Genomic DNA, 24188 nt, shown 5'->3' with positions numbered 1-24188 from the left:
CCGGAGCCCAGCCAACAAGGCCCAACCGGCGAAGCTCAGCCGGCGGTCCGCAGGTTGGCCTCGACCCAGGCGACCACGTCCCGGGTGGGCGTACCCGGGGTGAAGATGTCGGCGACGCCCATCGCCTTGAGCTCGGCGATGTCCTCGTCCGGGATGATCCCGCCGCAGAAGACCTTGATGTCCTCGGCGTCGCGCTCCTTCAACAGCTGCAGCACCTTGGCGCACAGGGTCATGTGGGCGCCGGAGAGGATCGACAGCCCGATGCCGTCCGCGTCCTCCTGGATCGCGGTGTCGACCACCTGCTCGGGGGTCTGGTGCAGCCCGGTGTAGATGACCTCCATACCGGCGTCGCGCAGGGCGCGCGCGATGACCTTGGCGCCACGGTCGTGACCGTCGAGCCCCGGCTTGGCGACCACCACACGGATCGGCCCCGACACACTCATCACTGCCTCCTGGACCTCGTCGTCCATCATCCGACCGGGCTTCGTGGGCCCTCGGTGCGGTTGACGCGGTTAACGCTCGATAACCAACCAACCTGAGGGGAGATTAGCGCCACCCGCCCCGCTTGGCCGAGCCACCTCCCAAGAGGAGGGCAAAGTCACAGCGCCGGGCCTTGCTACCAGCGGGTACGCCCGTCGGCGGTCCCCCCGGACACCGCGCGGACCCCCGTGCGCCCCCTTGACAACCGGCGGTTTTTCCGGGGTGTCGACGTGGGACTACAGTCACGCCTGTTTACCTCGCCCGACGACGTGACCGAGGCCCACCGAGGAGGCAGCCCCCGATGGCTCCCGAAGCAGCCGCCCGCCCCACCCGTGCGGAGCTGCGCCTCGCCGCCCGCCAGCAGTCCCGCGTACAGCGCCGCGGCGCCGCCAGGGCGGCCACCCGGGCCGCGCTGTTCCGGGTCGCGGTGCCCTCGGTGGCCGCGCTCGGGGTCGCCGGGGCGGCGGGCGCGGCGGTGGTCCAGGAGCGGGCCGACCGGGTGCCGGCACAGGCCTCGGCGGCCGACGCCACCACCGGCCCGGCCACACCGCAGGCCGCACCGCAGGCGCTCGTCCACACCGACCAGACCCAGACCTCGCGCGGCGACGCCCGCCAGCCGCTGACCGGCGCCCAGCCCGGCGACGGCACGCCCACCGCCACCCCGACCGCCCAGCCGACCCCCGAACCGGTCAAGCCCAAGGTGGTCATGCCGGTCGCCCGGCACGGCCTGGGCGAGCTGTTCGGCGCCTCCGGCGAGCACTGGGCCAGGCGGCACACCGGCATCGACTTCCCGGTGGACGGCGGCTCCGAGGTGTACGCCGTCACCGACGGGACGGTCCGGACCCAGTGGAACCCGTTCTACGGCTACATGTCGATGTTGAAGATGCCGGACGGCACCGAGGCCTGGTACTGCCACCTGCGCAGCTACAAGGTCCGCAAGGGGCCGGTGAAGCAGGGCGACGTGATCGCCTTCGTCGGCAGCAGCGGCAACAGCACCGGGCCGCACCTGCACTTCGAGATCAGGCCGAAGGACAGCGGGCCGATCGACCCGCTGCCCTGGTTCCTCTCGAACGGCCTGGACCCGAGGTAGCGCCCAGGCCGCACCCAGGCCGCCCAAAGACGCCGAACCCGGGACGCCGGGCGCGCCGAGGACGCCCTACAGCTTCTCGACCGGCGCGTAGCGCAGCACCAGCCGCTTGCGGCCGCCCGAGCCGAAGTCCACCTCGGCCTGCGCGTTGTCGCCGGCGCCCGTCACGCCCACCACGGTGCCCAGCCCGAAGGTGTCGTGGCTGACCCGGTCGCCGACGGCGAGCGGGGCGACCTCGCGCTCCACGACCTTGCCGCCGCGCCGCACCGACTGCCCCCAACCCGCCTTCGGCGCGGCCGAACCGGACGACGAGGACCGCGAACTCCCGCCCCCGGACGAGGACTTGCCCCAGGACGAGCCCGAGGAGAAGCCGCGCTGGACCGGCGCCTGGGCCGCCCCCGTCCGCTTCCACTCGACCAGCGCCTCCGGGATCTCCTCCAGGAACCGCGAGGCCGGGTTGTAGGCCGGCTGACCCCAGGCGCTGCGCAGCACAGAGCGGGTCAGGTAGAGCCGCTCGCGGGCCCGGGTGAGGCCGACGTACGCGAGCCGGCGCTCCTCCTCCAGCTCCTTGACCTGGTTGAGCGCCCGCATGTGCGGGAAGATCCCGTCCTCCATGCCGGTCAGGAAGACGACCGGGAACTCCAGGCCCTTGGCGGTGTGCAGGGTCATCATCGTGATGACGCCCTGCCCCTCCTCGTCGTCGTCCGGACTTCCTTCTTCTGTCCCGTACTGCTTCGCATCCGGGAGCTGATCGGAGTCGGCCACCAGCGCGACCCGCTCCAGGAAGTCGGCCAGCGAGCCGACCGGCGGCGCGCCGTCCTCCCCGGCGTCCGGCCGCTCGCCCGGGTCCTGCTCGTACTCCAGCGCCACCGACGCGAGTTCCTGGAGGTTCTCGACCCGGGTCTCGTCCTGCGGGTCGGTGGAGGCCTGGAGCTCGGCCAGGTAGCCGGTCTCCTCCAGGACGGCCTCCAGCACCGCCGCCGGGCCCGCGCCCGACTCGACGACCTGGCGCAGCCCGGCCATCAGGACGTTGAACTTCTTGACGGCGTTGGCCGAGCGCGCGGCCATCCCGTACGCCTCGTCGACCCGCACCAGCGCCTGGGCGAAGGAGATCCGCTCCCGGGCGGCCAGCGCGTCGATCATCGCCTCGGCCCGCTCGCCGATGCCGCGCTTGGGCACGTTGAGGATCCGGCGCAGCGGCACGGTGTCCTCCGGGTTGGAGAGCACCCGCAGGTAGGCCAGGACGTCCCGGACCTCCTTGCGCTCGTAGAAGCGCACCCCGCCGACCACCTTGTACGGCAGGCCGACCCGGATGAACACCTCCTCGAACACCCGGGACTGGGCGTTGGTGCGGTAGAAGATCGCGACGTCGCCGGGCTTGGCCTCGCCCTTGTCGGTGAGCCGGTCGATCTCGTCGGCGATGAACTGGGCCTCGCCGTGCTCGTCGTCCGCGACGTAGCCGACCACCTTCTCGCCGTGGTCCCCGGCCGTCCAGAGCTTCTTCTCGCGCCGGTTGGCGTTGCGCTCGATGACGGCGTTGGCGGCGCTCAGGATGGTCTGGGTGGAGCGGTAGTTCTGCTCCAGCAGGATCGTGGTCGCGTTCGGGTAGTCCTCCTCGAACTGGAGGATGTTGCGGATGGTCGCGCCGCGGAAGGCGTAGATCGACTGGTCCGCGTCACCGACCACGCACAGCTCGGCGGGCGGCACCTCGGCGAGGTGCGCGGCGGCCGGGTTCACGAACTCGCCGTCCACGGTGCGCTTGGGCGCGGCCGCGACGGAGCCCCCGCTCAGCTCGCGGACCAGCATGTACTGGGCGTGGTTGGTGTCCTGGTACTCGTCGACCAGGATGTGCCGGAACCGGCGGCGGTAGTGCTCGGCGACGTCCGGGAAGGCCTGCAGCAGGTTCACCGTCGTCATGATGATGTCGTCGAAGTCGAGCGCGTTGGCCTCGCGCAGCCGCCGCTGGTAGAGCGCGTACGCCTCGGCGAGCTTCTTCTCCATCGGGTTGGCGGCCTGGTCGGCGAAGGTCTCCTCGTCGATCAGCTCGTTCTTGAGGTTGCTGACCTTCGCCGTGAAGGACTTCGGCGGGAACTGCTTCGGGTCCAGGTCGAGGTCGCGGCAGACCAGCGACATCAGCCGCTGGGAGTCGGCCGAGTCGTAGATCGAGAAGCTGGAGGTGAAGCCCAGCACCTTGGACTCGCGGCGCAGGATCCGCACGCAGGCGCTGTGGAAGGTGGACACCCACATCGCCCGGGCGCGCGGGCCGACCAGCGCCTCGACGCGCTCGCGCATCTCACCCGCGGCCTTGTTGGTGAAGGTGATCGCCAGGATCTCGCCCGGCTGCACCCCGCGGGCGCCCAGCAGGTGGGCGATCCGGTGGGTCAGCACCCGGGTCTTGCCGGAGCCGGCGCCGGCCACGATCAGCAGCGGCGAGCCGGCGTGCAGCACGGCCTCGCGCTGGGGGTCGTTCATCCCCTCCAGCAGCTGCGCCGGGTCGACCACCGTCCGCGCGGCGCCGTTGCGGTACCAGGCGTCCCGCTCGGCCTCGGCGGCGTGGTCGGTGTGGAAGAGCCCGTCCGGGATCGCCTCCTCGTACGCGTCGTACGGGACTTGGTCCTCGTACGGCGGGGGCTCCTCGTCGGCGGCGACGGGCACGGCGGGCTGCTTCGACCCGGCGGCGGGTGCCTCGAAACCGGGGAGCGGGAGGTCGTCAAAGAGGCTACTCATGGCACTCCGAGTCTATGGCCACCCACCGACAAGCCCGCCCGGCCGAGGGAATCCGGCCGGACGGGCTCGACGACGCGGGGCTCAGACCAGGCGGCGGGCGGTGGCCCAGCGGGTCAGCTCGTGGCGGTTGCTGAGCTGGAGCTTGCGCAGCACGGCGGAGACGTGGCTCTCGACGGTCTTCACCGAGATGAAGAGCTGCTTGGCGATCTCCTTGTAGGCGTAGCCGCGGGCGATCAGCCGCAGCACCTCGCGCTCACGCTGGGTGAGCCGGTCCAGGTCCTCGTCCACCGGCGGGGTGTCGGTGGCGGCGAAGGCGTCCAGGACGAAGCCGGCCAGCCGGGGCGAGAAGACCGCGTCGCCGTCGGCGATCCGGAAGATCGCGTCGACCAGGTCGGTGCCGGTGATGGTCTTGGTGACGTAGCCGCGGGCACCGCCGCGGATCACGCCGATGACGTCCTCGGCGGCGTCCGAGACGGAGAGCGCCAGGAACTTCACTCCCCCCTGCTCGCCCATCACGCCGGCCGAGCGGCGCAGCACCTCGACGCCGCCGCCGCCGGGCAGGTGGACGTCGAGCAGTACGACGTCCGGCCTGGTCTCGGCGACCACCCGGACCGCCGAGTCCACGTCGTCGGCCTCGCCCACCACGTCGATCCCGGTCACGTCGGTGCGGCCGATCTCGGCCCTGACCCCCGTCCGGAACATCCGGTGGTCGTCCACCAGTACGACCCTGGCCGTGCGCCCCGGCTCTGCCTCAGTCATTCGTTCTCTCCATCTCCAGCTCGACCTCGGTGCCGCCGCCCGCCGCCGGCCGCACCCGCGCGGTGCCGCCGTTGCGCTTCATCCGGCCGATGATCGACTCCCGTACGCCCATCCGGTCCTCGGGCACCGTGTCGGGGTCGAAGCCGGGGCCGTGGTCGCGAACGAACACCGACACCGTCCTCCCCTCCACCTCGGCGTAGACCTGGACCGGTCCCCCGCCACCGTACTTGGCCGCGTTGACGGTCGCCTCCCTCGCGGCCTGCATCTGTGCCGCGATCCGCTCGTCCATCGGGCAGTCGCCGACGATGACCAGCTCGACCGGGACGCCGTGCCGGTCCTCGACCTCGGCGACGGCGGCGCGCAGGGACTCCGCCATGGTGTCCGGCGCGGCCTCGGCGGCGGCCTCCGGGCGGTACAGCCACAGCCGCAGCTCGCGCTCCTGGGAGCGGGCCAGCCGGAGCACCTCCTTGGGGTCCTCGGCCCGGCGCTGGATCAGGGTGAGGGTGTGCAGCACCGAGTCGTGGATGTGCGCGGCGATCTCGGCGCGCTCCTGGGCCCGGATGCGGGCGGTGCGCTCGGCGCCGAGGTCCTGCCACAGCCGCAGGCCGTACGGGCCGAGCAGCACCAGCACGCCGGCCAGCACCGCGAGCGAGGCCTCGATCACCGAGCCGAGGGTGGAGCCGCTGCCCTGCATGGCGAGCAGCGCGATGGTGCCGACCACCGCGAGCAGCACGCCCGCACCGACCCGGGTGTAGGCGCTTCGGCGCTTCTCGCCCTCCTCGATGCCGAACCAGCGCTGCCAGCGCGAGTCGTCGGCCTGCCGCCAGACCAGCGCCACGCCGACGCCGATCGCCAGCAGCGGCCAGGTGTACGGCTTGGCGGTCTGCCAGCCGAGCACGTTCAGCAGCGCGATCAGGCCGATCACGACCATGACCAGGGCGGCGAGCTGGCCGATGCCGCCCTGCCCGGTCCGGCCACCGGGCCGGGCGCCGGCCCCGCCCTCGCCCTCGCCCTCCACGGCGGTGCCGGCCACCGGCTCGCCCTGGAGCGCGTGCTGGAGCAGTTCGCGCAGCCGGCCGACCCAACCGCCGCCGCCCGACTTGGTCAGCGGGGTGCCCGGCCGCAGCCAGGGCGAGGTCGGGACGTAGACGCCGTTGACGTTCACCCAGTGGGTGCCGCCGCGCTGCGAGGGCTCGCCGATGCCGATCGGCACCACGAACCAGAACGCCGCGTACAGCAGCGCGCCGATCCCCTGCGCGAAGAACAGCAGCACGAAGGCCAGCCGGACCCAGCGGACCGGCAGCCCGAGGTGCACCGCCAGGCCGTGCGCGACGCCGCCCAGCATCCGCCCCTGCGGGCTGCGGTACAGCCGGCGGTAGGGCGGCCGACCGCCAGCGGGCGCGTTCGGGTCGGCGCCGGCCGACGCCGCGGCGTCGGAGGCGAGGGGGCGGGGATCGGTACCGGGTGCTGCCACGTCACCGATGGTTCCACGCGGGCGCCTCCGGGCGCATCAGGGTGTGTCCCCCAGCCTTATCAGGGACAAGTCAGGGTACGGGCAGGGCCGTACCCGGTTGGGTCCGCCCACCCGCTGCCGGAAGGATGGTGCCCATGACCGAGGACCACATCCAGGAGGCCGGGCCCACCGCCCCGCCGGAACCGGAGCGCCCGCCGCTCACCAGGACCGAGCACCACCGCGTGGTGGCCGGCGTCTGCGGCGGCCTCGGGCGGCACCTGGACATCGACCCGGTGGTGTTCCGGGTGGTCATCGTGGTGCTCTGCCTCTCCGGCGGCCTCGGACTCTTCCTGTACGGCCTGGCCTGGCTGATCGTCCCGACCGAGGCCGGCGAGGGCAAGGGCCACGGCGGGCGCACCGAGCTCCAGCGGGTGCTGACCGGCCGGGTCGACGGCCAGTCGATCGGCGCGGTCCTGCTGACCGTGATCGGCACCGGGGTGTTCTTCTCCTCGATGGGCGACGGCGACCAGCTGTTCCCGCTGCTGCTGCTCGGCGGGCTGGTCTTCCTGGCGGTGCGCTACGACCCGGAGCGCCGCCGCGGCGGCTTCCGGCGCCGCGGCCGCCGTCGCGGCGGCCCGTACGACCGCCACTTCCCCGACGACGGCGGTTACGGCTGGCCGTCGGACGAGGCCCGGGCCCGGCACGCCGCCGCGCGGGCCGCCGGGACCGTCCCCGCCGACTCCCCCACCCCCGGCCCGAGCGGCTACCTGTGGGACCCCCGCCACCCCGAGCGCAACCCGTACGGCGCCACCGACCAGGGCGGCACCCCGCCGCCCGGTGCGGGCCCGAAGGTGCCGCCGCCGGGCGTCCCGGCCCCGGCCTGGTGGCAGCGGGCCGACCTCCCGGAGGGCGACCCGCTGCGCAAGGAGCGCCCGGAGCAGCGCGAACCGGCCGTCGTCCGGCACCCCAAGGAGCGTTCGCCGCTCGGCTTCTTCGGCTTCCTGCTGGCGATCGGCGCCGCCACCGCGGTCTGGTCCGCCTCGGTCGGCCACACCGACGTCACCAAGCTGAGCACCGTGGTGCTGGCCACCGGGCTGCTGGTGATCGGTCTGACCCTGCTGCTGGCCGCGAAGTTCGGCAAGGCCCGCAAGCTCGCGGTGCTGGGGCTGCTGACCACCCTGGCGCTGGCCTTCGCCGGCCACTCGCCGCACACCGTGCAGGACGCCGTCGGCGACCGCACCTGGACGGTCGCCAGGGCCGCGGACCTCAAGGACCGCTACAACCTCGGCGCCGGCAACATCCGGCTGGACCTCTCCCGGCTGGACCTCTCCCGGCTGGACCCGGCCGGCGCCACCGTCGCCACCAAGGTCGACCTCGGGGCCGGCGAACTGGTGGTCACCGTGCCGGCGGACGTCACGGTGGACCTGGTGGCCCGGGTCGGCCTGGGCAACGTGACCGTCCCCGGCGACCGCAACGACGGCACCGGACGGCACGTCTACCAGCTCGGCCCGGTGGACGGTCGCCCGTCCAAGGGCAGCATCGATCTCCAACTCGGCATCGGCATCGGCGACATCAAGGTGGTCCAGCAGTGAGGAAGCACCGGCTCGACCTGTTCTCGTTGATCGCGGGCGCCCTGTTCACCGTGATCGCCGTGCTCTACCTGGTGGCGGCGCTCAACGACCGGTCGGTGAACGGACGCGTCGTCGTCCCGGTCACCTTCATCGTGCTCGGCGTCGGCGGCCTGGCCGGCGCGGTCGCCGCGGTGGCCCGGCGGAGCCGGCCGGACCGGGACGAATGAGAGACCGTACGGTCAGCCCTGCTGCGGGCCCAGGACCAGCTTGTCGCCGTTCTTGCTGACGGCGTAGCGGGGCAGCGGCTTGACCGCCGGGCCGTTGACCACCGCGCCGGTCGCGGCGTCGAAGCGGGAGCCGTGGCAGGGGCAGTACAGCTGGCCGTTCTTCGGGGCGTCCACCGCGCAGCCGGAGTGGGTGCAGACGGCCGAGAAGGCGCAGTACTGGCCGGCCTTGGGCTGCACGATGTAGACGCCGTCCCCGGTGGCCGGGTCCTTGACCTGGGCCGAGCCGCCGACCGGCACGCTCGCCGCGGCCACGGTCGGGGCGGGCGCGGCCGGCGCCGTCGCGGTGCCGCCGGGGGCCGGGGCCGCGGACTGCTTGGGCGCGGCCTTGCCGCTGCGGCCGAAGGTGCGGGTGAGCGAGCCGGTCAGCAGCCCGGCGCCGCCGATCGCGACCGCCGCGATGCCGCCGTCCACCAGCGCCCGGCGCTTGACGTGCTCCTCGGTCAGCCCCCGCTCGCGGTCCCGGCCGGCCCGACGGGCCAGGTAGCCGTCCACCGACAGGTACGGCGTGCCGGCCAGCAGCAGCGGGGTCCAGGCCATCAGGTAGCCGAGGTCGTTGCCGAGGTAGTACGGCGAGACGTTCCAGCTGACGGTCAGCCACAGGCTGAGGTTGATCAGCGCGCCGCCGAGCGCCGCGACCCGGCCCCAGAGGCCGAGCAGGGTGCCGAGGCCGACCGCCAGTTCGCCGAAGGCGACGGCCAGCGCCGCCAGCGTGGGCGAGTCCAGCGCGGGGCCGAGCAGGAAGCCGATCGGGCTGCCGCCCGCCTTGGCGGCCTGGGTCTGCGAGACGAAGGAGGCCGGGTCCCCGCCGCCGGCCAGGAAGTGCGCGTCGGAGAGCTTGTCCAGGGCGGCGTAGACGAAGGTGACGCCGAGGAACAACCGCAGCGGCAGCAGCGCGTACCTGGACGCGAACGCCCGGCGCTGGGCCGCCCGGTCGGCCCGGCCGGCCGCCGCCCCGCCGTCGATCGCCTCGGAGTTGCTGACCTCCGACATCCCGTACACCTTCCCTCGCGGCCTGCCACACTCTGACAGGTCCGGTCCGCATTCTGCCCGCTCCTGCACGTTTTCGGTGGGACGTACCGGAGCCGGGGCCGCGCACGGCCGCGCCGCCGTCCCCTTCACTACGGGAACGACGGCGCGGCTGTTCAGGCTTCGCGGGGAGTGCTCACTCCCACTCGATGGTGCCCGGCGGCTTGCTGGTGACGTCAACGACGACGCGGTTGACGTCGCGGACCTCGTTGGTGATCCGGGTGGAGATCTTCGCCAGCACGTCGTACGGCAGGCGCGACCAGTCGGCGGTCATGGCGTCCTCGGAGGAGACCGGACGCAGCACGATCGGGTGGCCGTAGGTGCGGCCGTCGCCCTGCACGCCCACGCTGCGCACGTCGGCGAGCAGCACGACCGGGCACTGCCAGATCTCGCGGTCCAGGCCGGCCGCGGTCAGCTCCTCGCGGGCGATCGCGTCGGCGTCGCGGAGCAGGTCCAGACGCTCCTTGGTGACCTCGCCGACGATCCGGATGCCCAGGCCGGGGCCCGGGAACGGCTGGCGCTGGACGATCTCCTCGGGCAGGCCCAGCTCCTGGCCGACCATCCGGACCTCGTCCTTGAACAGCTTGCGCAGCGGCTCGACCAGCTGGAACTGGAGGTCCTCGGGCAGGCCGCCGACGTTGTGGTGGGACTTGATGTTGGCGGTGCCGGTGCCGCCGCCGGACTCCACCACGTCCGGGTACAGGGTGCCCTGGACCAGGAAGTCGACCGACTCGCCGTGCGCGCCGGCCTCGGCGACGATCTCGGCCTGGGCCTGCTCGAAGACCCGGATGAACTCGCGGCCGATGATCTTGCGCTTCTCCTCGGGGTCGGTGACCCCCTTGAGCGCGTTCAGGAAGCGCTCGGAGGCGTCGACGACCTTGAGCTGGACGCCGGTGGCGGCCACGAAGTCCTTCTCGACCTGCTCGGTCTCGCCCTTGCGCATCAGGCCGTGGTCGACGTACACGCAGGTCAGCCGGTCGCCGATGGCCTTGTTGACCAGGGCCGCGGCGACCGCGGAGTCCACGCCGCCGGACAGGCCGCAGATCGCGCGCTTGTTGCCGACCTGCTCGCGGATCAGGGCGATCTGCTCCTCGACCACGCTGCCGGTGGTCCAGGTCGGGGCGATGCCGGCGCCGCGGTAGAGGAAGTGCTCCAGGATCTGCTGGCCGTGGTCGGAGTGCAGCACCTCGGGGTGGTACTGGACGCCGTACAGCCGGGCCTCGTCGTTCTCGAAGGCCGCGACCGGGACCACCTCGGTGGACGCGGTGACGGTGAAGCCCTCGGGGGCGGCGGAGCAGGCGTCGCCGTGCGACATCCACACCGAGTGCTCCGCCGGGACGCCCTCGAACAGGGTGGAACCGGTACGGGAGACCTTCAGCGGGGTGCGGCCGTACTCGCGGGCGCCGCTGTTGTCGACGGTGCCGCCCAGGACCTTCGCCATCAGCTGGAAGCCGTAGCACATGCCGAAGACCGGGACACCGGCCTCGAAGATCGCGCGGTCGAGCTGCGGCGCGCCCTCTTCGTAGACCGACGACGGACCGCCGGAGAGGATGATCGCCTTGGGGTTCTTGGCGAGCATCTCGGCGACCGGCATGCTGCTCGGCACGATCTCGCTGTAGACCCGCGCCTCACGCACCCGACGGGCGATGAGCTGGGCGTACTGGGCACCGAAGTCGACCACCAGGACGGTGTCGTTGTCCGGCACGGACTGGACGGGAATTGCAGAGGACACAGACGGCCTTCCGGCAGCGGTATCGAGGTGTCGCGCGCAGCCGCCTCCCCGACGGAGGGCAGCGGCGGCGGACGGGTGTGGGGTGTCTGGACACCGATTCTACCGGGCTGTCCGGTTTCACTCGTCTGCACGTCCAAAGGACCGTGACCGGGCGGGGCCGCGGTTCGTTGCTTCTGACGACCGCACGACTGCGCCGCGTCCGCCAGACGCGCCGCCACCGCCCCTACCGGGGCACCGCCGTGCGGGTGCAGGACCACGCGTGGAGCTTCACCCCAGTCCACCGGCGCATGTGGCGCCGCCGCCCCGGCCAGCCGGGGAGCGCGGCTCCGTGGGACCGTGCGCGGGTGCCGCGGCCGGCCAGCAGGGGACAGCGACCCCGGCCGCGACTGGGCCGACAGGTGGGACGGCCGGCTCCCCGGGGACGCCCGGGACCGGCCGTCGCACCGCCCTTCGATCCGGGGCACGCCCCGGGCGCACCACCCCCGCCGTCCCGCGCTGCTACGCGCGTCCCCGTGCGCCGCAACCCGCCAGACCACTACTCACCGTGATCATTCGACCCGGTGTCGCCGGTAAATGAACTGTGCCGAACTGTGCCGAATCGGTTGCAGAACGGCCCCTCCGTCCACCACGATGCTCGGTGTGAACGGTTCTCCCGGCGGCCGGCAGGCCTCCCGTGGAGTCCCGGACCATTGCCTCCGCAGTCGCCGTCCAGAACGACGACAGCGGTCGTCACCTCACGCTCCGTGAGCGAGGGCCCGGCGCAGACCTGCCCGCCGACCACCGCCGCACGGGCGCACCACGAGCCGACCGACCCGACGGCGCTCCTCCCCCGGCGCCGTCACCCCCAGCACCGGCGCAGCCCTGACGCCGCGTGCTGAGCGACAAAGGGCCCCGTTCCCCCGCGGGGCCCTTTGCCCTTTCCAGGGCGCACTTCTCCGCCGCAGTTCTCCGCCGCACTTCTCCGCGGCGCGCCGGCCCTACGGGTGGTCGCGCCAGACCGTCGGGTCCACCGGCTCCTCGCCCGGCCGTGCGTCGGCGGGGGCCGGGGCGGGCGACACCTCGTGCGAGCCGATCACCTCGCTCACCCCGGCCACCACCGGCCCGTCCGCCACCGACGCGTCCGCCACCGGCCCGGGCGGCGGCACCTGGGCGGGCACCGCTCGGTACGGCGGGCCAGCCTGGCCAGGCGCACCCGGCACCCCGTACCCCGGCCCCGCCGGGTCCGGCACCTCCGGCGGCACCGCCCCGGACGGCCCGTACGCCGCCGACCCGTACGCCGCCGATCCGTACGGCGCCGAACCGTACAGCGCCGAGTCGCCCCCGCCGAGCGCCCTCAGCAGCGCGGGCACCAGCAGCGCACCGACCGCCGCCCAGACCGCACTGGCCACCAGCACCCCGAGGAACACCAGGCCCACCGAGGTGTCCTGGGTGGTGACCGAGCGGTTCGAGCCGCCCCAGTCGCTGGAGTCCGGCGCCAGGAAGGACATCGCCGTGCTGGTCAGCCCGCCGGACGCCGCCGTCAGCCCGGTCAGCAGCACGGCGTACACGACCGCCAGCCGGACCCGGTCGGCCGCGTCCAGCCGCCGCCGGTGGGCCGTCCAGCCGAGCAGGACCGCCCCGGCGAGCGCCAGCAGGCCGGCCCAGCGCCAGTCGGCGCTCTGGTCGTGCAGGTCGAAGAAGGAGAACTCCATCCGGCGGCCGCCGGGATCGCTCCAGCCCGGGGCGTCCCCGCCCAGGCTGGTGCCCGCCCGGAGGGTCGCGCCCGAGCCCAGGCCGAGCAGCACCAGGCCGAGGTTGGGCAGGAAGGCCAGCGAGACCGCCGTCTGCCAGCCCTTGTCACTGTTGGCCGCGACCAGCACGAAGGCCGTCACCGAGGCCAGGCCCAGGGTCAGCGCCAGCGCCTGGCCGGCCGTCAGCGCCGCCACCGCCCAGCCGCGCACCGAGCGGTTTCGCCAGGCGGCCCAGCGCAGCGCGTCGGTGCCGTACACGGCGAAGGCCAGCAGCCCGCCGAGCAGGACGGTCCAGCCGACCGCCCAGAGCCAGCCGGAGTCGACGCTGTACGACGGCTTCCCCAGGCTCAGCGCGGTGCCGTAGTAGTCCGGGTCCCGTTCGTCGGTCGCGGGCTGCCAGCTGGTGCCGGCGACCAGGCCGAGCACCACGGTCACCAGGCCGAGCACCACCGCCGTGCGCAGCGCCTCGCCGCCGGCCTGGCCGCGGGTCAGCTGGGTGCCGTCGGCCTTGCGCCGGTGCCGCCCGGCCCGCAGGCCGAACCAGAGGGCCAGGCCCCACAGGACGGTGACGGTCATCGGCACCACCCAGAAGGTGACGTCCAGGCCCTCCGAGCGGCCCCGGCCGACGGGGCTCCGCAGGCCGAGCCGGAACGGCGCCCCGAGCGCGTTCAGCGCCATCCCCAGGGTGGCGAGGAAGCGGTCGCCGAAGTCGGGCGTCGGGAAGGTCCGGTCGTAGGTGTAGCCGCTCGGGATCGCCGCGACCAGCGCGGCCAGCAGCAGTACCGCGGTCGGGGCGACGGCGGCCCGCAGGGCGGGGCGCCAGTCCGGGCCGGCCAGCAGCCGCCGGGCGGGCGAGGACGGCTGGTACGGCCGGCCGGCGCCCCAACTGCCCAGCGCGGGCGGGCCGCCGACCGGCGGGGGCGGTGCGGTCAGCGGCGGGGCCGGTGCGGCCGGGGGCACCGGCGGCGCGGTCGGCGGCACCGGCGGCGCGGTCGGCGGCGGTGGCGCCCACGGCCGGCCGCAGGAGCCGCAGGCGGGCGCCCCCACCACCCGAGTCGCGCCGCACGATGCGCAGTTGGCCATGGCCGCAGTCCCCCCGCTCGACGAGTTCCTGGTCCCCCCAGGGAGCCCGTTTATCCCACCGGACCCGAACGACTGTCAACCGGAAAGCGGCGCAGGTCGGTTGGCCCGCCGGGCCGGGTTCAGCCCTGCTTCTTCGGGACCTCCGGGACGGGCAGCAGCGGCAGTCGCAGCGCGCCGAACGCGCCCTCCGGCACGGCCGGCCGCACCGGCGCGACCGGCTCGACCCGGCGGTAGGACCCGCCCTGCTCCGGGCGCCGGTCGGCCTCGCCCTTGTTGGGCCACATCGACATCGCGCGCTCGGCCTGCGCGGTGATGGTGAGCGAGGGGTTGACGCCGAGGTTGGCGGAGACCGCCGAACCGTCCACCACGCTGATCCCCGGGTGCCCGTACAGCCGGTGGTACGGGTCGACCACGCCGGTCTCGGGGGCGTCGCCGATCGGGCAGCCGCCGAGGAAGTGGGCGGTCATCGGGATGTCGAAGATCTCGCCGACGGTGCTGCCCGCGAAGCCGTTGATCTCGTCGGCCAGCGCCTGGGCGCCCTTCTCGGCGGCCGGGATCCAGGTCGGGTTGGGGGTGCCGTGGCCCTGGCTGGAGGTGAGCCGGGGCTTGCCGAGCGGGCCCTTCCTGAGCGAGACGGTGATCGAGTTGTCGAGCGACTGCATCACCAGGCCGATGATCGTCTTCTCGGACCAGCCGCGCTGGTTCATCGAGCGGGCGAAGGTCACCGGGTGCACCACCGAGTTGCCCAGGTAGCGCAGCCAGCGCGGGGTCTTCCCACCGCCCTTGACCTGCGCGATCGACAGCGCGCCCATCGCGTTGGAGCCCTTGCCGTAGCGGACCGGCTCGATGTGGGTGTTGGCGTCCGGGTGGATCGAGGAGGTGATCGCCACCCCCTTGGTGAAGTCCGCCTTGGCGCCGTAGCGCCGGTCGGTGGTCTGCGCGCCCACCAGCGCCTCGGAGTTGGTGCGGGTCAGCTCGCCGAGCCGGGCGGAGATCCGGGGCAGGTGACCGCCGTCGCGCATCCGGTGCAGCAGCGACTGGGTGCCGTAGGTGCCGGCCGCGACCACCACCCTGGCGGCGGTGATGGTCCGCGCACCCGCCTTGACCCGGTCGGTCCTCGACCGGGAGTCGGTGCGCCGCACGTCCACCGCGAAGCCGCCCCCGGACTCCCGGATCCGGGCGACGGTGGTGAGCGGGTGGATCTCCGCGCCGCCCTTCTCGGCCAGGTACAGGTAGTTCTCGGTGAGCATGTTCTTGGCGCCGTGCCGGCAGCCGGTCATGCACTCGCCGCACTCCACACAGGCCTTGCGGGCCGGGCCGGCGCCGCCGAAGTACGGGTCGGCGACCTCCTCGCCGGGCGCGCCCTTGGCGGTGCCCCCGGCGTCCTCGCCGTCCCCGAAGAAGACCCCGACCGGCGCCATGTGGAAGGTGTCCCCGACCCCCATCTGCTCGGCCGCCGCCTTGAGGTGGACGTCGGACGGCGTGACGGTCGGGTTCAGCCGGACCCCGAGCATCCGCTGCGCCTGGTCGTAGAACGGCGCCAACTCCTGCTGCCAGTCGGTGATGTGGCGCCACTGGCGGTCCTCGAAGAAGGCCTTCGGCGGCACGTACAGGGTGTTGGCGTAGTTCAGCGAACCGCCGCCGACCCCGGCGCCGGCCAGGATCAGCACGTTGGCCAGCAGGTGGATCCGCTGGATGCCGTACAGCCCGAGCTGCGGCGCCCACAGGTAGTTCGGCAGGTCCCAGGAGTTGCGGGGCAGTTCGTCCCGCTCGAAGCGCCGCCCGGCCTCCAGGACGGCGACCCGGTAGCCCTTCTCGGTCAGCCGCAGCGCCGCGACCGAACCGCCGAAGCCGGAACCGACCACGACCACGTCGTAGTCGAACTCCGCCGCACCGCCGGACTCCACCATCTGCCTCTGCTCCTCGGGGTCGGAAAATCAGGGTCGAAAAAAGGGGGGCCGGACCGGCCGGGGGCGCACGCCGTCCGCTACTTGAACCGCAGCGCCTTGAGCACCCGCAGCCCGCCGGTCATCACGGCGGCGAACTGCTTGTCGTCCAGGCCGAACGAGGGCGCGATCGGCATCACCCGCTGGGTCGAGATGGTCTGCGCCTCGGTGAACCGCAGGATGCCGTCCGCGCCGTGCCGCCGGCCCAGCCCCGAGTCGCCCATGCCGCCCATCGGCGCGGCGACCGAGCCGTACGCGGCCGCGTAGGCCTCGTTGACGTTGACCGTCCCGGTGCGCAGCCGGGCCGCGACCGCCCGGCCGCGCCGCAGGTCCCTGGTCCAGACGCTGGAGTTCAGGCCGTACGGCGTGGAGTTGGCGGCGGCCACCGCCTCCTCCTCGGTGTCGAAGCGGTAGACCGAGACGACCGGGCCGAAGGTCTCCTCGCCGCACACCGCCATCTCCGGGGTCACCCCGTCCAGGACGGTGGGCTCGTAGAAGTACGGGCCGAGGTCGGGCCGGGCCCGTCCGCCGGTGAGCACCACGGCGCCGGCCTTGACCGCCTCGTCCACGTGCCGGTTGGTGGTGTCCAGCTGCCGGGAGGAGACCAGCGAGCCCATGTCGGCGCCGTACGCCAGGCCGCCGCCCAGCCGCAGCGCCCTGGTGCGGGCGACGAACAGCTCCAGGAAGCGGTCGGCCACCGAGCGGTGCACCAGCAGTCGCTCGATCGAGATGCACAGCTGCCCGGCCGAGGAGAAGCAGGCCCGGACGGCGCCCGCGGCGGCCGCTTCCAGGTCGGCGTCGGAGAGCACCAGCATGGCGTTCTTGCCGCCGAGTTCGAGCGAGGCGCCGACCAGTCGGGCGGCGGCGCGCTGGGCGACCTCGCGGCCGGTGCGGGTGGAGCCGGTGAAGGAGACGTAGTCGGCGTGCTCCACCACGGCGGGGCCGATCACCGGGCCGTCGCCGATCACCACCTGCCACAGGTCGGCCGGCAGCCCGGCCTCGATCAGCAGCTCGCGGGCCCACAGGCCGGTCAGCGCGGTCTGGGTGTCGGGCTTGTTGACCACCGCGTTGCCGGCCACGAAGGCGGGCAGCAGGTCGCCGATGCACAGCTCCAGCGGGTAGTTCCACGGCGAGATGTGGCCGATCACGCCCTTGGGGCGGCGGGCCTCCACGGTGTGGGTGAGCACCGGCAGCGCACCGCCGCGGCGCCGGTCCCTGAGGTAGCCCTGCGCGGCGCGCCCGTAGTGCCGGGCGGCCATCGCGACGGCCAGCACCTCCTCGAAGGCGTGCAGCCGGGCCTTGCCGGTCTCCGCCTGGACCAGGTCCAGCGCCTCGTCCTGCCGCTTGAGCAGCAGGTCGTGGAAGCGCAGCAGGACGGCGGCCCGGCGGCGCACCGGCTGCGCGGCCCAGGCCGCCTGGGCGCGGCGGGCCAGCTGGAAGGCGACCTCGACGTCGGCCGGGGTGGACTGCGGCAGACCGGCCAGCCGCTCACCGGTCAGCGGGGCGACGGTCTCCACCAGGTTGGGCTCGCCGGTCGCGGTGACCCCGCCGGCCAGCCGCTCGACCAGGGACCGGGGTACGGCCGTCGCGACGGTCCGACCCCCGCCGGGGGCGGCCGGGTTGCCGTCCGCCGGGGCGGCGCCGGGGTGTTCGGTGGCCACTGCATCTGCTGTGAGGTCCGACATACGGCGCAGCCTAGGCCTTCGGACCCCGGCGCGGTACCCGTCGGTAACAAGAATCTGCCGCAGTCGGGCGAAAGCGGGGCGCTCCGCCCGTACGGTCCGCCACCGCGCCCGGGCTCAGCGGGTCGGCGTGAAGTGGTTGAGCACCGTGGTGAAGCGCTGCTCGGCCTGCTGCCACTCACCGTCCTTGTCCGGACTGGACGTGTAGATCGCGTAGGCGGTGCCGTCCTCGTCGAGGAACTCGGTCTCGATCGCCCGCCGGCGCCCGCCCTCCTTGGCCGCGTAGCTGAACTCCCAGGTGGCCGCCTCGTGGCCGTTCACCACGGCGCCGACCATCCGGTGCTGCTTGTAGTCCTTGAGCGACTTGGAGACGTTGCCCTCCATCTGCCGCATGTGGTCCAGCGGCTTGACGGACTGGCCGACGGTGACCGCGAACTGCAGGTAGTGCACCCGGTTGTCCGGGCTGTAGAAGATCTGGTTGCTGTCGGGCACGCCGAGGCTGCGCTGCCAGGCCGGACCTCCGGTCGGCAGCGGGAAGCGGAAGCCGGCCTGGTCGTCGACCCAGCGGTAGCCGGCCGGCGGGGGCGCCCCCGGGGTGGGGGTGCCGGTCGGCTCCGGATCGGTGGGCTCGGCGGTGTCGGGCTGGTTGGTCGAGGTGTCGGTGGTCGAGGAGTCGACCACGTGCCGGGTGGCGAGGAAGGTCGCCGCGGCCGCCAGCAGGCCGACCGCCACCGCGACGGCGGCCAGCTTCATCCGCTTGCGGCGCTTGGCCGGACCGCGCACGGGCGCGGTGGGGTGCGCGACCGGCGCGCCAGCGGCGGTGTGCGCTCCCCCGGGGACCTCCGGCCCGACCGGCGGTGCGGCGGGCGCCACCACGGTCCCGGCCGGACGCGGGTCCGTCGGCGCCTCCGAGGCGGCCGGGGCGTCCGAGCCCTCCGGCGCCGAGGCCACCGTGCCGTCCGGCCCCTCCCGGCGGTCCACCACCGGTACCGACTGGGTGGGCGTCCGCACCGGGCCGACCGTCGACCCGACCGTCTTGAGCCCCATGGTGTGCCCGGCCTGGACCTCGGCCAGCATCCGGGCCGCCTCGTCCGCGCTCGGCCGGTCGGCCGGGTCCTTGGCCATCAGCGCGGCCAGCACCGGCCCGAGCGGCCCGGCCCGGCGCGACTCCGGCAGCGGCTCGTCGACCACCGCGGCCAGCGTGGTGATCGGCGAGTCCCGGCGGAACGGCGACTGGCCCTCGACCGCCGCGTACAGCGTCGCCCCGAGGCCCCACAGGTCGGAGGCCGGCCCCGGGCGCTCGCCCTGGGCGCGCTCCGGCGCCAGGTAGTCCGGCGAACCGACCAGGTCACCGGGCCGGGTCAGCTCGGTCGAGCCCTCGTACTTGGCGATGCCGAAGTCCAGCAGCACGACCCGCCCGGTGCCGCGCTCCAGCAGCACGTTGGCCGGCTTGACGTCCCGGTGCAGCACGCCCAGCTGGTGGCCGCGGTGCAGCGCGGCGAGCACCTGGCTGCCGACCTCGGCGGCGGCCCGCGGCGGCAGGGTGCCGTCCTGGCTGATCACGTCGGCCAGCGAGCGGCCGTCGACCAGCTCCATCACGATCCACGGCCGGCCGTCCTGCTCCAGCACGTCGTGCACGGTGATCACACCGGGGTGCTTGATCCGGGCGGCGGCGCTGGCCTCCCGCTTCATCCGGGTGTGCAGGATCTGCAGGTCCTCCTCCGGAAGGTGGTTGACGGTCAGCTCCTTGACCGCGACCTCGCGGTCCAGCATCCGGTCCCAGGCCCGCCAGACCGTCCCCATCCCGCCCCGGCCGAGCCGCTCACCGAGCTCGTACCGCCCGGCCAGCAACCGCTCCGTCTCGGCCGCTTCCGGCCGGTCCTGCACGCCCATCGGCGACCGCTCCCCCTCTCCGCTTCCACCCGCGCCACGACGGCCGAACGACCACCGCGGACCGCTGTTCGAACAAATCCCACGGACACATTAGGCGCACCCTGCCAAGCCCGGTAATCTCGCCCACCCGCCGGACCGACGGGCCGTCGCGAACCGGGGCCGTCAGCCTGCGAACAGGACCACGGCGACCACGCCCAGCACCAGCAGCAGGAACACGCCCCCGACCAGCAGCGGCCCCAGCAGCGCCGGGGGTATCCGGGGGCTCCCCGCACCGCCCGTCCCGGTCTCCGGCACCGCCGCCCCCGGCCGGGCGCGCCGCCGCCGCAGCGGCACCAGCGGCGCGTCCGGCTTGAGCTCGACCTCCCGGGCCACCCGTTCCCCGTCGACCGGCTCCGGCGCGCCCGCCAGCAGCACCGCCAGCTCCTCCCGCAGCTCCCCGGCGGTGGGTCGCAGCGTGGGGTCGGGCTGCACCAGCCGCTCGACCGTCGGCGCCACCGGCCCGCAGACCACGGAGGGTTCGCGCCGCCCGTCCCGCACGGCCGTCACCAGCTCGGGCACCCCGAACTCCGGGAACGGCGAGCGCCCGGTGACCATCCGCTGCAGCAGCACCCCGAGCGCCCAGCAGTCCCCGGCCGGGCCGCCGTCCAGCGGCCAGCGCTCGGCCACCGGACCGACCAGGGTGGCCCGGACCTCGTAGCGGCGGCGCCCGCCGGGCCCGCCAAGGTCCTCGGCCAGCGCCTCCTGCGCCACCCCGTCCAGCAGGCCGCCGAGCATCGCCGCGCCGTCCTCACAGACCAGCACCGCATCGGCGGTCACATTGCCGTGGGCGAGCCCGGCCTCGTGCAGCGCCCGCAGCGCGCCGGCCAGGTCGGCGGCCAACTCGGCCGCCCGGTACGGCGGGAGCGGCCCGGCGGTGAGCAGTTCGGCCAGCGTCCGGCCGGCCGGGCGCTCCTCGACCGTCCACAGCAGCTCGCCCTCGACGAAGGCACCGACCCCGCGCAGCAGCCGCGGGTGCCACGACGGAGCGGCCGCGCCGACCGCCGCCACCCGCCGCACCAGGCGGTCCCCGTGCCCGGGGTTCGGCTCGTCCGGATCCTGACCTGCCGTCAGCAACGCGGGCAGCTCCACGGCGCGCAGCAGGACCGATTCACCGGTCCGCTCGTCCACCGCCGAGGCACGCAGCAGTTCGGGACGGTCCGTCAGCCGGTACCGCCCCGCCAACAACTGGCCCGGGCCGCCTCGCATGCCAGTTCCTCTCGCTCACCGAGCAGCCTACTGATCGGCTCCTTTACGCTCGGCCCCATGGACTGGACCGATCTGATCGACACCGCCTTCAAGATGGCGGGCAACAGCAACCAAGCCAACCGGGCCGAGGCCGTCCGCACCGTCGAGGCGTCCGTCATCGGAGGCGAGAAGCCCGTCGCGTCCACGGCCGGGCGCCATCCCGACCACTTCCGCAAGGGGGTGCTGGTCCTCACCACCCACCGGCTGCTCTTCCTGAAGGACGGGAAACCTCCGGTACCGGTTCCGCTCGCCGCCGTCACCGACGCCACCGTCGCCCGCACCAAGCTCAACGGCGAGGTGCTCACCATCATCGCCCTGACCGGCTCCCACCGCTTCGAGGACGTGGCCAAGGCCGAGGTCTTCGCCGAGCAGGTCCGCGAGGCCGCCCGCCTCGCCCGCACCTCCCCGCAACCTACGGCACCCGCCCCCGAACTCCCGACCGGCGAGCAGCTCATAGGCCAACTGGAACGCCTGGCCGCCCTCCGGACCTCCGGCGCACTCACCGACGAGGAGTTCACCCGCGCCAAACAGCGCCTGCTCGGCTGAGCCCAGGCCGCCGGCCCGTCTTCGAACTCCTGCCCGCGGGTCGGCGTTGACGGGCCCTATGGCGCCGGCTGGAAAGTATTGAAGACGACGTCCCGGGCCGGGGCCTGCGCGGCCCACTGCGCGTCCGGGACGATCCAGTAGATCGAGTAGCCGTACTTGGCCGGACTGCCCGTCACGAAGCCGCGGTTGAGCGAGTGGCTCTTGGGCGTGCCGTTGGTCCACTCCCAGTCCGCCGCGTTGCTCCACTGTCGGTAGGTGATCGCCGCCAGGTTCAGCCGCTGGTAGTTGGTCACCTGGCCCCGCACATTCGGCTCGGACTCCTGCCAGTCGGCCAGGGCGCTCTCGCCGGGCGAGGTGGTCCACTCGATCCGCAGCTGGCTGCCGTCGGCGGAGTTCTTGAAGATCCGCCGGTTGGACTCCGACCCGGCCGGCTGCAGCCAGTCCGGCAGCACGACCGAGAAGCCACTCGGGTCCTGGTACGCGTGGAACCCGGCCGGCACCGCCCCACCGGACGGCGTCGGCGCCGGCTCACTCGGCGCGGACGACGCCGACGACGCCGACGGCTGCACCGCAGCCGCCGAGGACGGCGCCTCGCCGGTCGAGGCGCCCGGAGCCGGCTCACTGGCCGTCACCGTCGCCCCCGCGCTCGGCGTGGCCTCCCCGGTCGTGGCGACCGGCGAGGTGGCGCCCGCACTGTGCGTCGTACCCGCCCCCTTCGCCCCGGTGTCCCCGCCACCGACCGCCTGGACCACCGCGACGATCCCGGCGATCAGCAGCAGCACCACCACCACGGTCGCGATGGCCAACCGCCGCCGCCCCTTGCGCGGATCGGCCCCGGCCGCCTGGGTCGCCCCCATCGTCCACTCACTGGTCACCGGCCGGATCGGCTCGGCCGCCGGCACCGGCTCGGCCGGCTCCGCCACAGGCTCCTCGGCCTTGGCCCGGCTCCCCACCCGAACCGTCCCCAACAACCCGCCCACAGTCCGCTTCGGCGTCTCCTCCGGAGCCTCCTCCGCCGCGACCGCCGTCTCCTCCGCCTTCGCCTTCTCCCCGCCCGCGACCGGCACCGCATGCTCGGTGGTCGACTCCGCCCGCGCGGTCGCCTCCGCCACCACGCGCTTGAGCATGGAGCGGGTCTGCGCCGCGTCCAGCCGCTTCGCCGGATCCTTCTCCAGCAGCCCCTCGATCACCGGCAACAGCGGCCCGGCGTTCGCCGGCGTGGTCAGCTCCTCGGTCATCACCGCGGTCAGGGTGGCCAGCGCCGAACCCCGGTCGTACGGCGGCCGCCCCTCGACCATCGCGTACAGCGTGCCGCCCAGCGACCACAGGTCGGCCGGCGGCCCGGGCTTCTGCCCGCGCGCCCGCTCCGGGGATATGTACGAGGGCGCGCCGACCAGCATCCCGGTGGAGGTGACCGAGGCGTCGCCCTCGACACTGGCGATCCCGAAGTCGGTGAGCACGACCCGGCCGTCCTCGCCGATCAGCACGTTGGACGGCTTGACGTCCCGGTGCAGGATCCCGAGCGCGTGCGCCGCGCTCAGCACGCCCAGCACGTCCAGCGCGATCTCCGCCGCCCGGGCGGGCGCCAGCGGCCCGTCCTCCCGCACCACGTCGGCCAGCGAGCGGGACTCGACCAGCTCCATCACGATCCACGGCCGGTCGTCCTCGTCGACCACGTCGAAGACGGTCACCGCCGAGTTGTGCCGGATCCGCGCGGTGGCCTTCGCCTCGCGCAGCGTCCGGACGATCAGCCGGTGCTTCTCCTCCTCGTCGACGCTGGCGTTCATCCGCAGTTCCTTGACCGCGACGGTCCGGCCCAGCATCTCGTCCTCGGCGCGCCAGACGGTGCCCATGCCGCCGCGTCCGAGCACGCCGTTCAGCCGGTAGCGGCCGGCCAGGAGGCGGCCGGTGGAACCCTGCGCCTGGGTCATTCGGAACGTTCCCCCATGTGCTGCTGGCGGTCGTGGTGACGGCGCGTCGGCCCGGCCCGGGCCCGAACGCCCAAGCCTCCATCATCCCCTGTCCGGAGGGGCGGCGACCACCCGCCCCCCGTCCCGAGCCAGGACGAACCGGAACGGGTGCGACGCTCTGTGCCCGATCTGTGATCGAAAACTCGCCAAGATCTGCCCGAACCGCTGCTACGGTACGGCAGCTCATCGTTCTTCCGGGGGGATTCGATGCCCATGACCGCACCCGCACCGGGCGCTGACGGCCCGTCGCCACGCCCGCGCACCGCCCAGCACTTCTCGGTCGCCCCGGTGCTGGACACCCCCGAGGGCTACGTCGCCCCCGGCATGCCCGGCGTCCCGGTCACCGGCTACACCGACACCCCCACCCCCCACCACCGGGCCCCCCGCCGCCGCACCGCCCTGGCCCTCACCCTCGCCCTGCTCGCCACCCTCCTCAGCGGCCTCGCCTACGGCTGCGCCCCCCTCCGCGCCGCCGACAGCCTCGGCTGGCTCACCATCGCCCAAGCCGGCCTGATCGCCCTCCCCCTCGGCCGCCTGGGCGGCCGGAACCCGCTACTCCCACCCCTGGGCGCCCTCCTCGCCACCACCGCCCTCCTCCTCGGCCAACTCACCCAACACCTCCGCCTGCTCCACGCCACCACCCCCACCCCCCACCCCCTCCTCCCCCAAACCCTCACCACCTGGCGCACCGACCTCCGCCCCCTCGACCTGGCCTTCTACACCATCGCCCTGATCGGCGGCTTCCTCCTCACCCGCCGCTCCGCCAACCACACCTGACCCCCCACCCCAAGAAACCCCCCAACCCGCACCCACCCACCCACCCCCACCACCCCCCACCCCCTCACCCGCCCAAGGCGAGAGGGACGCGCTGCGGGAGGGGGCGGTGGAGGGGGTGGGTGCGGAGAGGGGCGTGACGGGTGATTTTCAGACCG

Annotated in this window: 17 protein-coding genes and 1 pseudogene; 5 read left to right on the top strand and 13 right to left on the bottom strand. The window is 73.9% G+C overall.

Features of this window, described 5'->3' with window-relative positions:
• Positions 1-35: 35 nt before the first annotated feature.
• Positions 36-443, bottom strand: a complete 408-nt coding sequence (locus ACIQWA_RS34155) for a cobalamin B12-binding domain-containing protein (protein ID WP_360238137.1) — start codon at positions 441-443, stop codon at positions 36-38.
• 338 nt (positions 444-781) lie between these two features.
• On the opposite strand from ACIQWA_RS34155, the gene ACIQWA_RS34150 reads away from it, so the two are divergent.
• On the top strand, positions 782-1570 hold the full coding sequence (locus ACIQWA_RS34150) for a M23 family metallopeptidase (RefSeq protein WP_402489272.1): 789 nt from the start codon (positions 782-784) through the stop codon (positions 1568-1570).
• Positions 1571-1636: 66 nt separating this feature from the next.
• Here the strand turns inward: ACIQWA_RS34150 and pcrA are convergent, their stop codons facing one another.
• The 3 genes from pcrA to ACIQWA_RS34135 form a co-directional block, all read right to left on the bottom strand.
• Positions 1637-4294 (bottom strand): DNA helicase PcrA, encoded by a 2658-nt coding sequence (gene pcrA, locus ACIQWA_RS34145; protein WP_402489269.1) that lies wholly within the window; start codon positions 4292-4294, stop codon positions 1637-1639.
• Positions 4295-4375: 81 nt separating this feature from the next.
• Complete coding sequence (locus ACIQWA_RS34140) at positions 4376-5053, bottom strand: response regulator transcription factor (RefSeq protein WP_360238143.1); 678 nt, start codon at positions 5051-5053, stop codon at positions 4376-4378.
• Complete coding sequence (locus ACIQWA_RS34135) at positions 5046-6398, bottom strand: PspC domain-containing protein (protein WP_402489388.1); 1353 nt, start codon at positions 6396-6398, stop codon at positions 5046-5048. Before ACIQWA_RS34135 ends, ACIQWA_RS34140 begins: the two co-directional genes overlap by 8 nt.
• Before the next feature lie 263 nt (positions 6399-6661).
• On the opposite strand from ACIQWA_RS34135, the gene ACIQWA_RS34130 reads away from it, so the two are divergent.
• Complete coding sequence (locus tag ACIQWA_RS34130) at positions 6662-8098, top strand: PspC domain-containing protein (protein WP_402489267.1); 1437 nt, start codon at positions 6662-6664, stop codon at positions 8096-8098.
• Complete coding sequence (locus ACIQWA_RS34125) at positions 8095-8304, top strand: hypothetical protein (protein ID WP_402489265.1); 210 nt, start codon at positions 8095-8097, stop codon at positions 8302-8304. Before ACIQWA_RS34130 ends, ACIQWA_RS34125 begins: the two co-directional genes overlap by 4 nt.
• Positions 8305-8316: 12 nt before the next feature.
• Here the strand turns inward: ACIQWA_RS34125 and ACIQWA_RS34120 are convergent, their stop codons facing one another.
• The 8 genes and pseudogenes from ACIQWA_RS34120 to ACIQWA_RS34085 all read right to left on the bottom strand — a co-directional run bounded on the left by ACIQWA_RS34120 (position 8317) and on the right by ACIQWA_RS34085 (position 20701).
• On the bottom strand, positions 8317-8601 hold the full coding sequence (locus ACIQWA_RS34120; protein WP_402489386.1) for a ubiquinol-cytochrome c reductase iron-sulfur subunit: 285 nt from the start codon (positions 8599-8601) through the stop codon (positions 8317-8319).
• 222 nt (positions 8602-8823) lie between these two features.
• A pseudogene (locus ACIQWA_RS34115) lies at positions 8824-9354 on the bottom strand (DoxX family membrane protein); the annotation flags it as partial.
• A gap of 172 nt (positions 9355-9526) precedes the next feature.
• Positions 9527-11095 (bottom strand): glutamine-hydrolyzing GMP synthase, encoded by a 1569-nt coding sequence (guaA, locus tag ACIQWA_RS34110; protein ID WP_402489262.1) that lies wholly within the window; start codon positions 11093-11095, stop codon positions 9527-9529.
• Positions 11096-12099: 1004 nt separating this feature from the next.
• Entirely contained in the window at positions 12100-13935 is a 1836-nt protein-coding gene (locus ACIQWA_RS34105; protein WP_402489261.1) for a hypothetical protein, read from the bottom strand.
• Between the two features lie 119 nt (positions 13936-14054).
• Positions 14055-15845: a GMC oxidoreductase gene (locus ACIQWA_RS34100; protein ID WP_402489258.1), complete on the bottom strand. Its 1791-nt coding sequence runs from the start codon at positions 15843-15845 to the stop codon at positions 14055-14057.
• A 77-nt stretch (positions 15846-15922) separates the two neighbouring features.
• Complete coding sequence (locus tag ACIQWA_RS34095; protein WP_402489255.1) at positions 15923-17566, bottom strand: succinic semialdehyde dehydrogenase; 1644 nt, start codon at positions 17564-17566, stop codon at positions 15923-15925.
• A gap of 114 nt (positions 17567-17680) precedes the next feature.
• Positions 17681-19456, bottom strand: coding sequence for a protein kinase (locus tag ACIQWA_RS34090; RefSeq protein ID WP_402489253.1), 1776 nt, complete (start codon positions 19454-19456; stop codon positions 17681-17683).
• 162 nt (positions 19457-19618) lie between these two features.
• Positions 19619-20701: a protein kinase gene (locus ACIQWA_RS34085; RefSeq protein WP_402489251.1), complete on the bottom strand. Its 1083-nt coding sequence runs from the start codon at positions 20699-20701 to the stop codon at positions 19619-19621.
• 57 nt (positions 20702-20758) lie between these two features.
• Here ACIQWA_RS34085 and ACIQWA_RS34080 point away from each other — a divergent pair, with 57 nt between their 5' ends.
• Positions 20759-21286, top strand: coding sequence for an SHOCT domain-containing protein (locus ACIQWA_RS34080; RefSeq protein WP_360238161.1), 528 nt, complete (start codon positions 20759-20761; stop codon positions 21284-21286).
• A gap of 56 nt (positions 21287-21342) precedes the next feature.
• Here ACIQWA_RS34080 and ACIQWA_RS34075 read toward each other — a convergent pair whose 3' ends face one another.
• Positions 21343-23217 (bottom strand): serine/threonine-protein kinase, encoded by a 1875-nt coding sequence (locus ACIQWA_RS34075; RefSeq protein WP_402489248.1) that lies wholly within the window; start codon positions 23215-23217, stop codon positions 21343-21345.
• 252 nt (positions 23218-23469) lie between these two features.
• Between ACIQWA_RS34075 and ACIQWA_RS34070 the strand changes: the two genes are divergently transcribed.
• Positions 23470-24033: a hypothetical protein gene (locus ACIQWA_RS34070; protein ID WP_402489246.1), complete on the top strand. Its 564-nt coding sequence runs from the start codon at positions 23470-23472 to the stop codon at positions 24031-24033.
• The last annotated feature ends 155 nt before the right edge of the window (positions 24034-24188 follow it).

The organism is Kitasatospora sp. NPDC098652, from assembly GCF_044760155.1.
Classification (GTDB): Bacteria; Actinomycetota; Actinomycetes; order Streptomycetales; family Streptomycetaceae; genus Kitasatospora.
Note: the sequence above shows the minus strand (reverse complement) of the source record. Positions and strands in the feature narration are given on the sequence as shown.

Excerpts from the sequence above, each read along its gene's own strand:
- ACIQWA_RS34085 (WP_402489251.1), bottom strand. The coding sequence starts at position 20,701 with ATGCGAGGCGGCCCGGGCCAGTTGTTGGCGGGGCGGTACCGGCTGACG.
- ACIQWA_RS34150 (WP_402489272.1), top strand. The coding sequence starts at position 782 with ATGGCTCCCGAAGCAGCCGCCCGCCCCACCCGTGCGGAGCTGCGCCTC.
- ACIQWA_RS34140 (WP_360238143.1), bottom strand. The coding sequence starts at position 5,053 with ATGACTGAGGCAGAGCCGGGGCGCACGGCCAGGGTCGTACTGGTGGAC.
- ACIQWA_RS34070 (WP_402489246.1), top strand. The coding sequence starts at position 23,470 with ATGACCGCACCCGCACCGGGCGCTGACGGCCCGTCGCCACGCCCGCGC.
- ACIQWA_RS34075 (WP_402489248.1), bottom strand. The coding sequence starts at position 23,217 with ATGACCCAGGCGCAGGGTTCCACCGGCCGCCTCCTGGCCGGCCGCTAC.
- ACIQWA_RS34095 (WP_402489255.1), bottom strand. The coding sequence starts at position 17,566 with ATGTCGGACCTCACAGCAGATGCAGTGGCCACCGAACACCCCGGCGCC.
- ACIQWA_RS34080 (WP_360238161.1), top strand. The coding sequence starts at position 20,759 with ATGGACTGGACCGATCTGATCGACACCGCCTTCAAGATGGCGGGCAAC.
- ACIQWA_RS34090 (WP_402489253.1), bottom strand. The coding sequence starts at position 19,456 with ATGGGCGTGCAGGACCGGCCGGAAGCGGCCGAGACGGAGCGGTTGCTG.
- ACIQWA_RS34130 (WP_402489267.1), top strand. The coding sequence starts at position 6,662 with ATGACCGAGGACCACATCCAGGAGGCCGGGCCCACCGCCCCGCCGGAA.
- ACIQWA_RS34155 (WP_360238137.1), bottom strand. The coding sequence starts at position 443 with ATGAGTGTGTCGGGGCCGATCCGTGTGGTGGTCGCCAAGCCGGGGCTC.
- ACIQWA_RS34135 (WP_402489388.1), bottom strand. The coding sequence starts at position 6,398 with ATGCTGGGCGGCGTCGCGCACGGCCTGGCGGTGCACCTCGGGCTGCCG.
- pcrA (WP_402489269.1), bottom strand. The coding sequence starts at position 4,294 with ATGAGTAGCCTCTTTGACGACCTCCCGCTCCCCGGTTTCGAGGCACCC.
- ACIQWA_RS34100 (WP_402489258.1), bottom strand. The coding sequence starts at position 15,845 with ATGGTGGAGTCCGGCGGTGCGGCGGAGTTCGACTACGACGTGGTCGTG.
- ACIQWA_RS34105 (WP_402489261.1), bottom strand. The coding sequence starts at position 13,935 with ATGGCCAACTGCGCATCGTGCGGCGCGACTCGGGTGGTGGGGGCGCCC.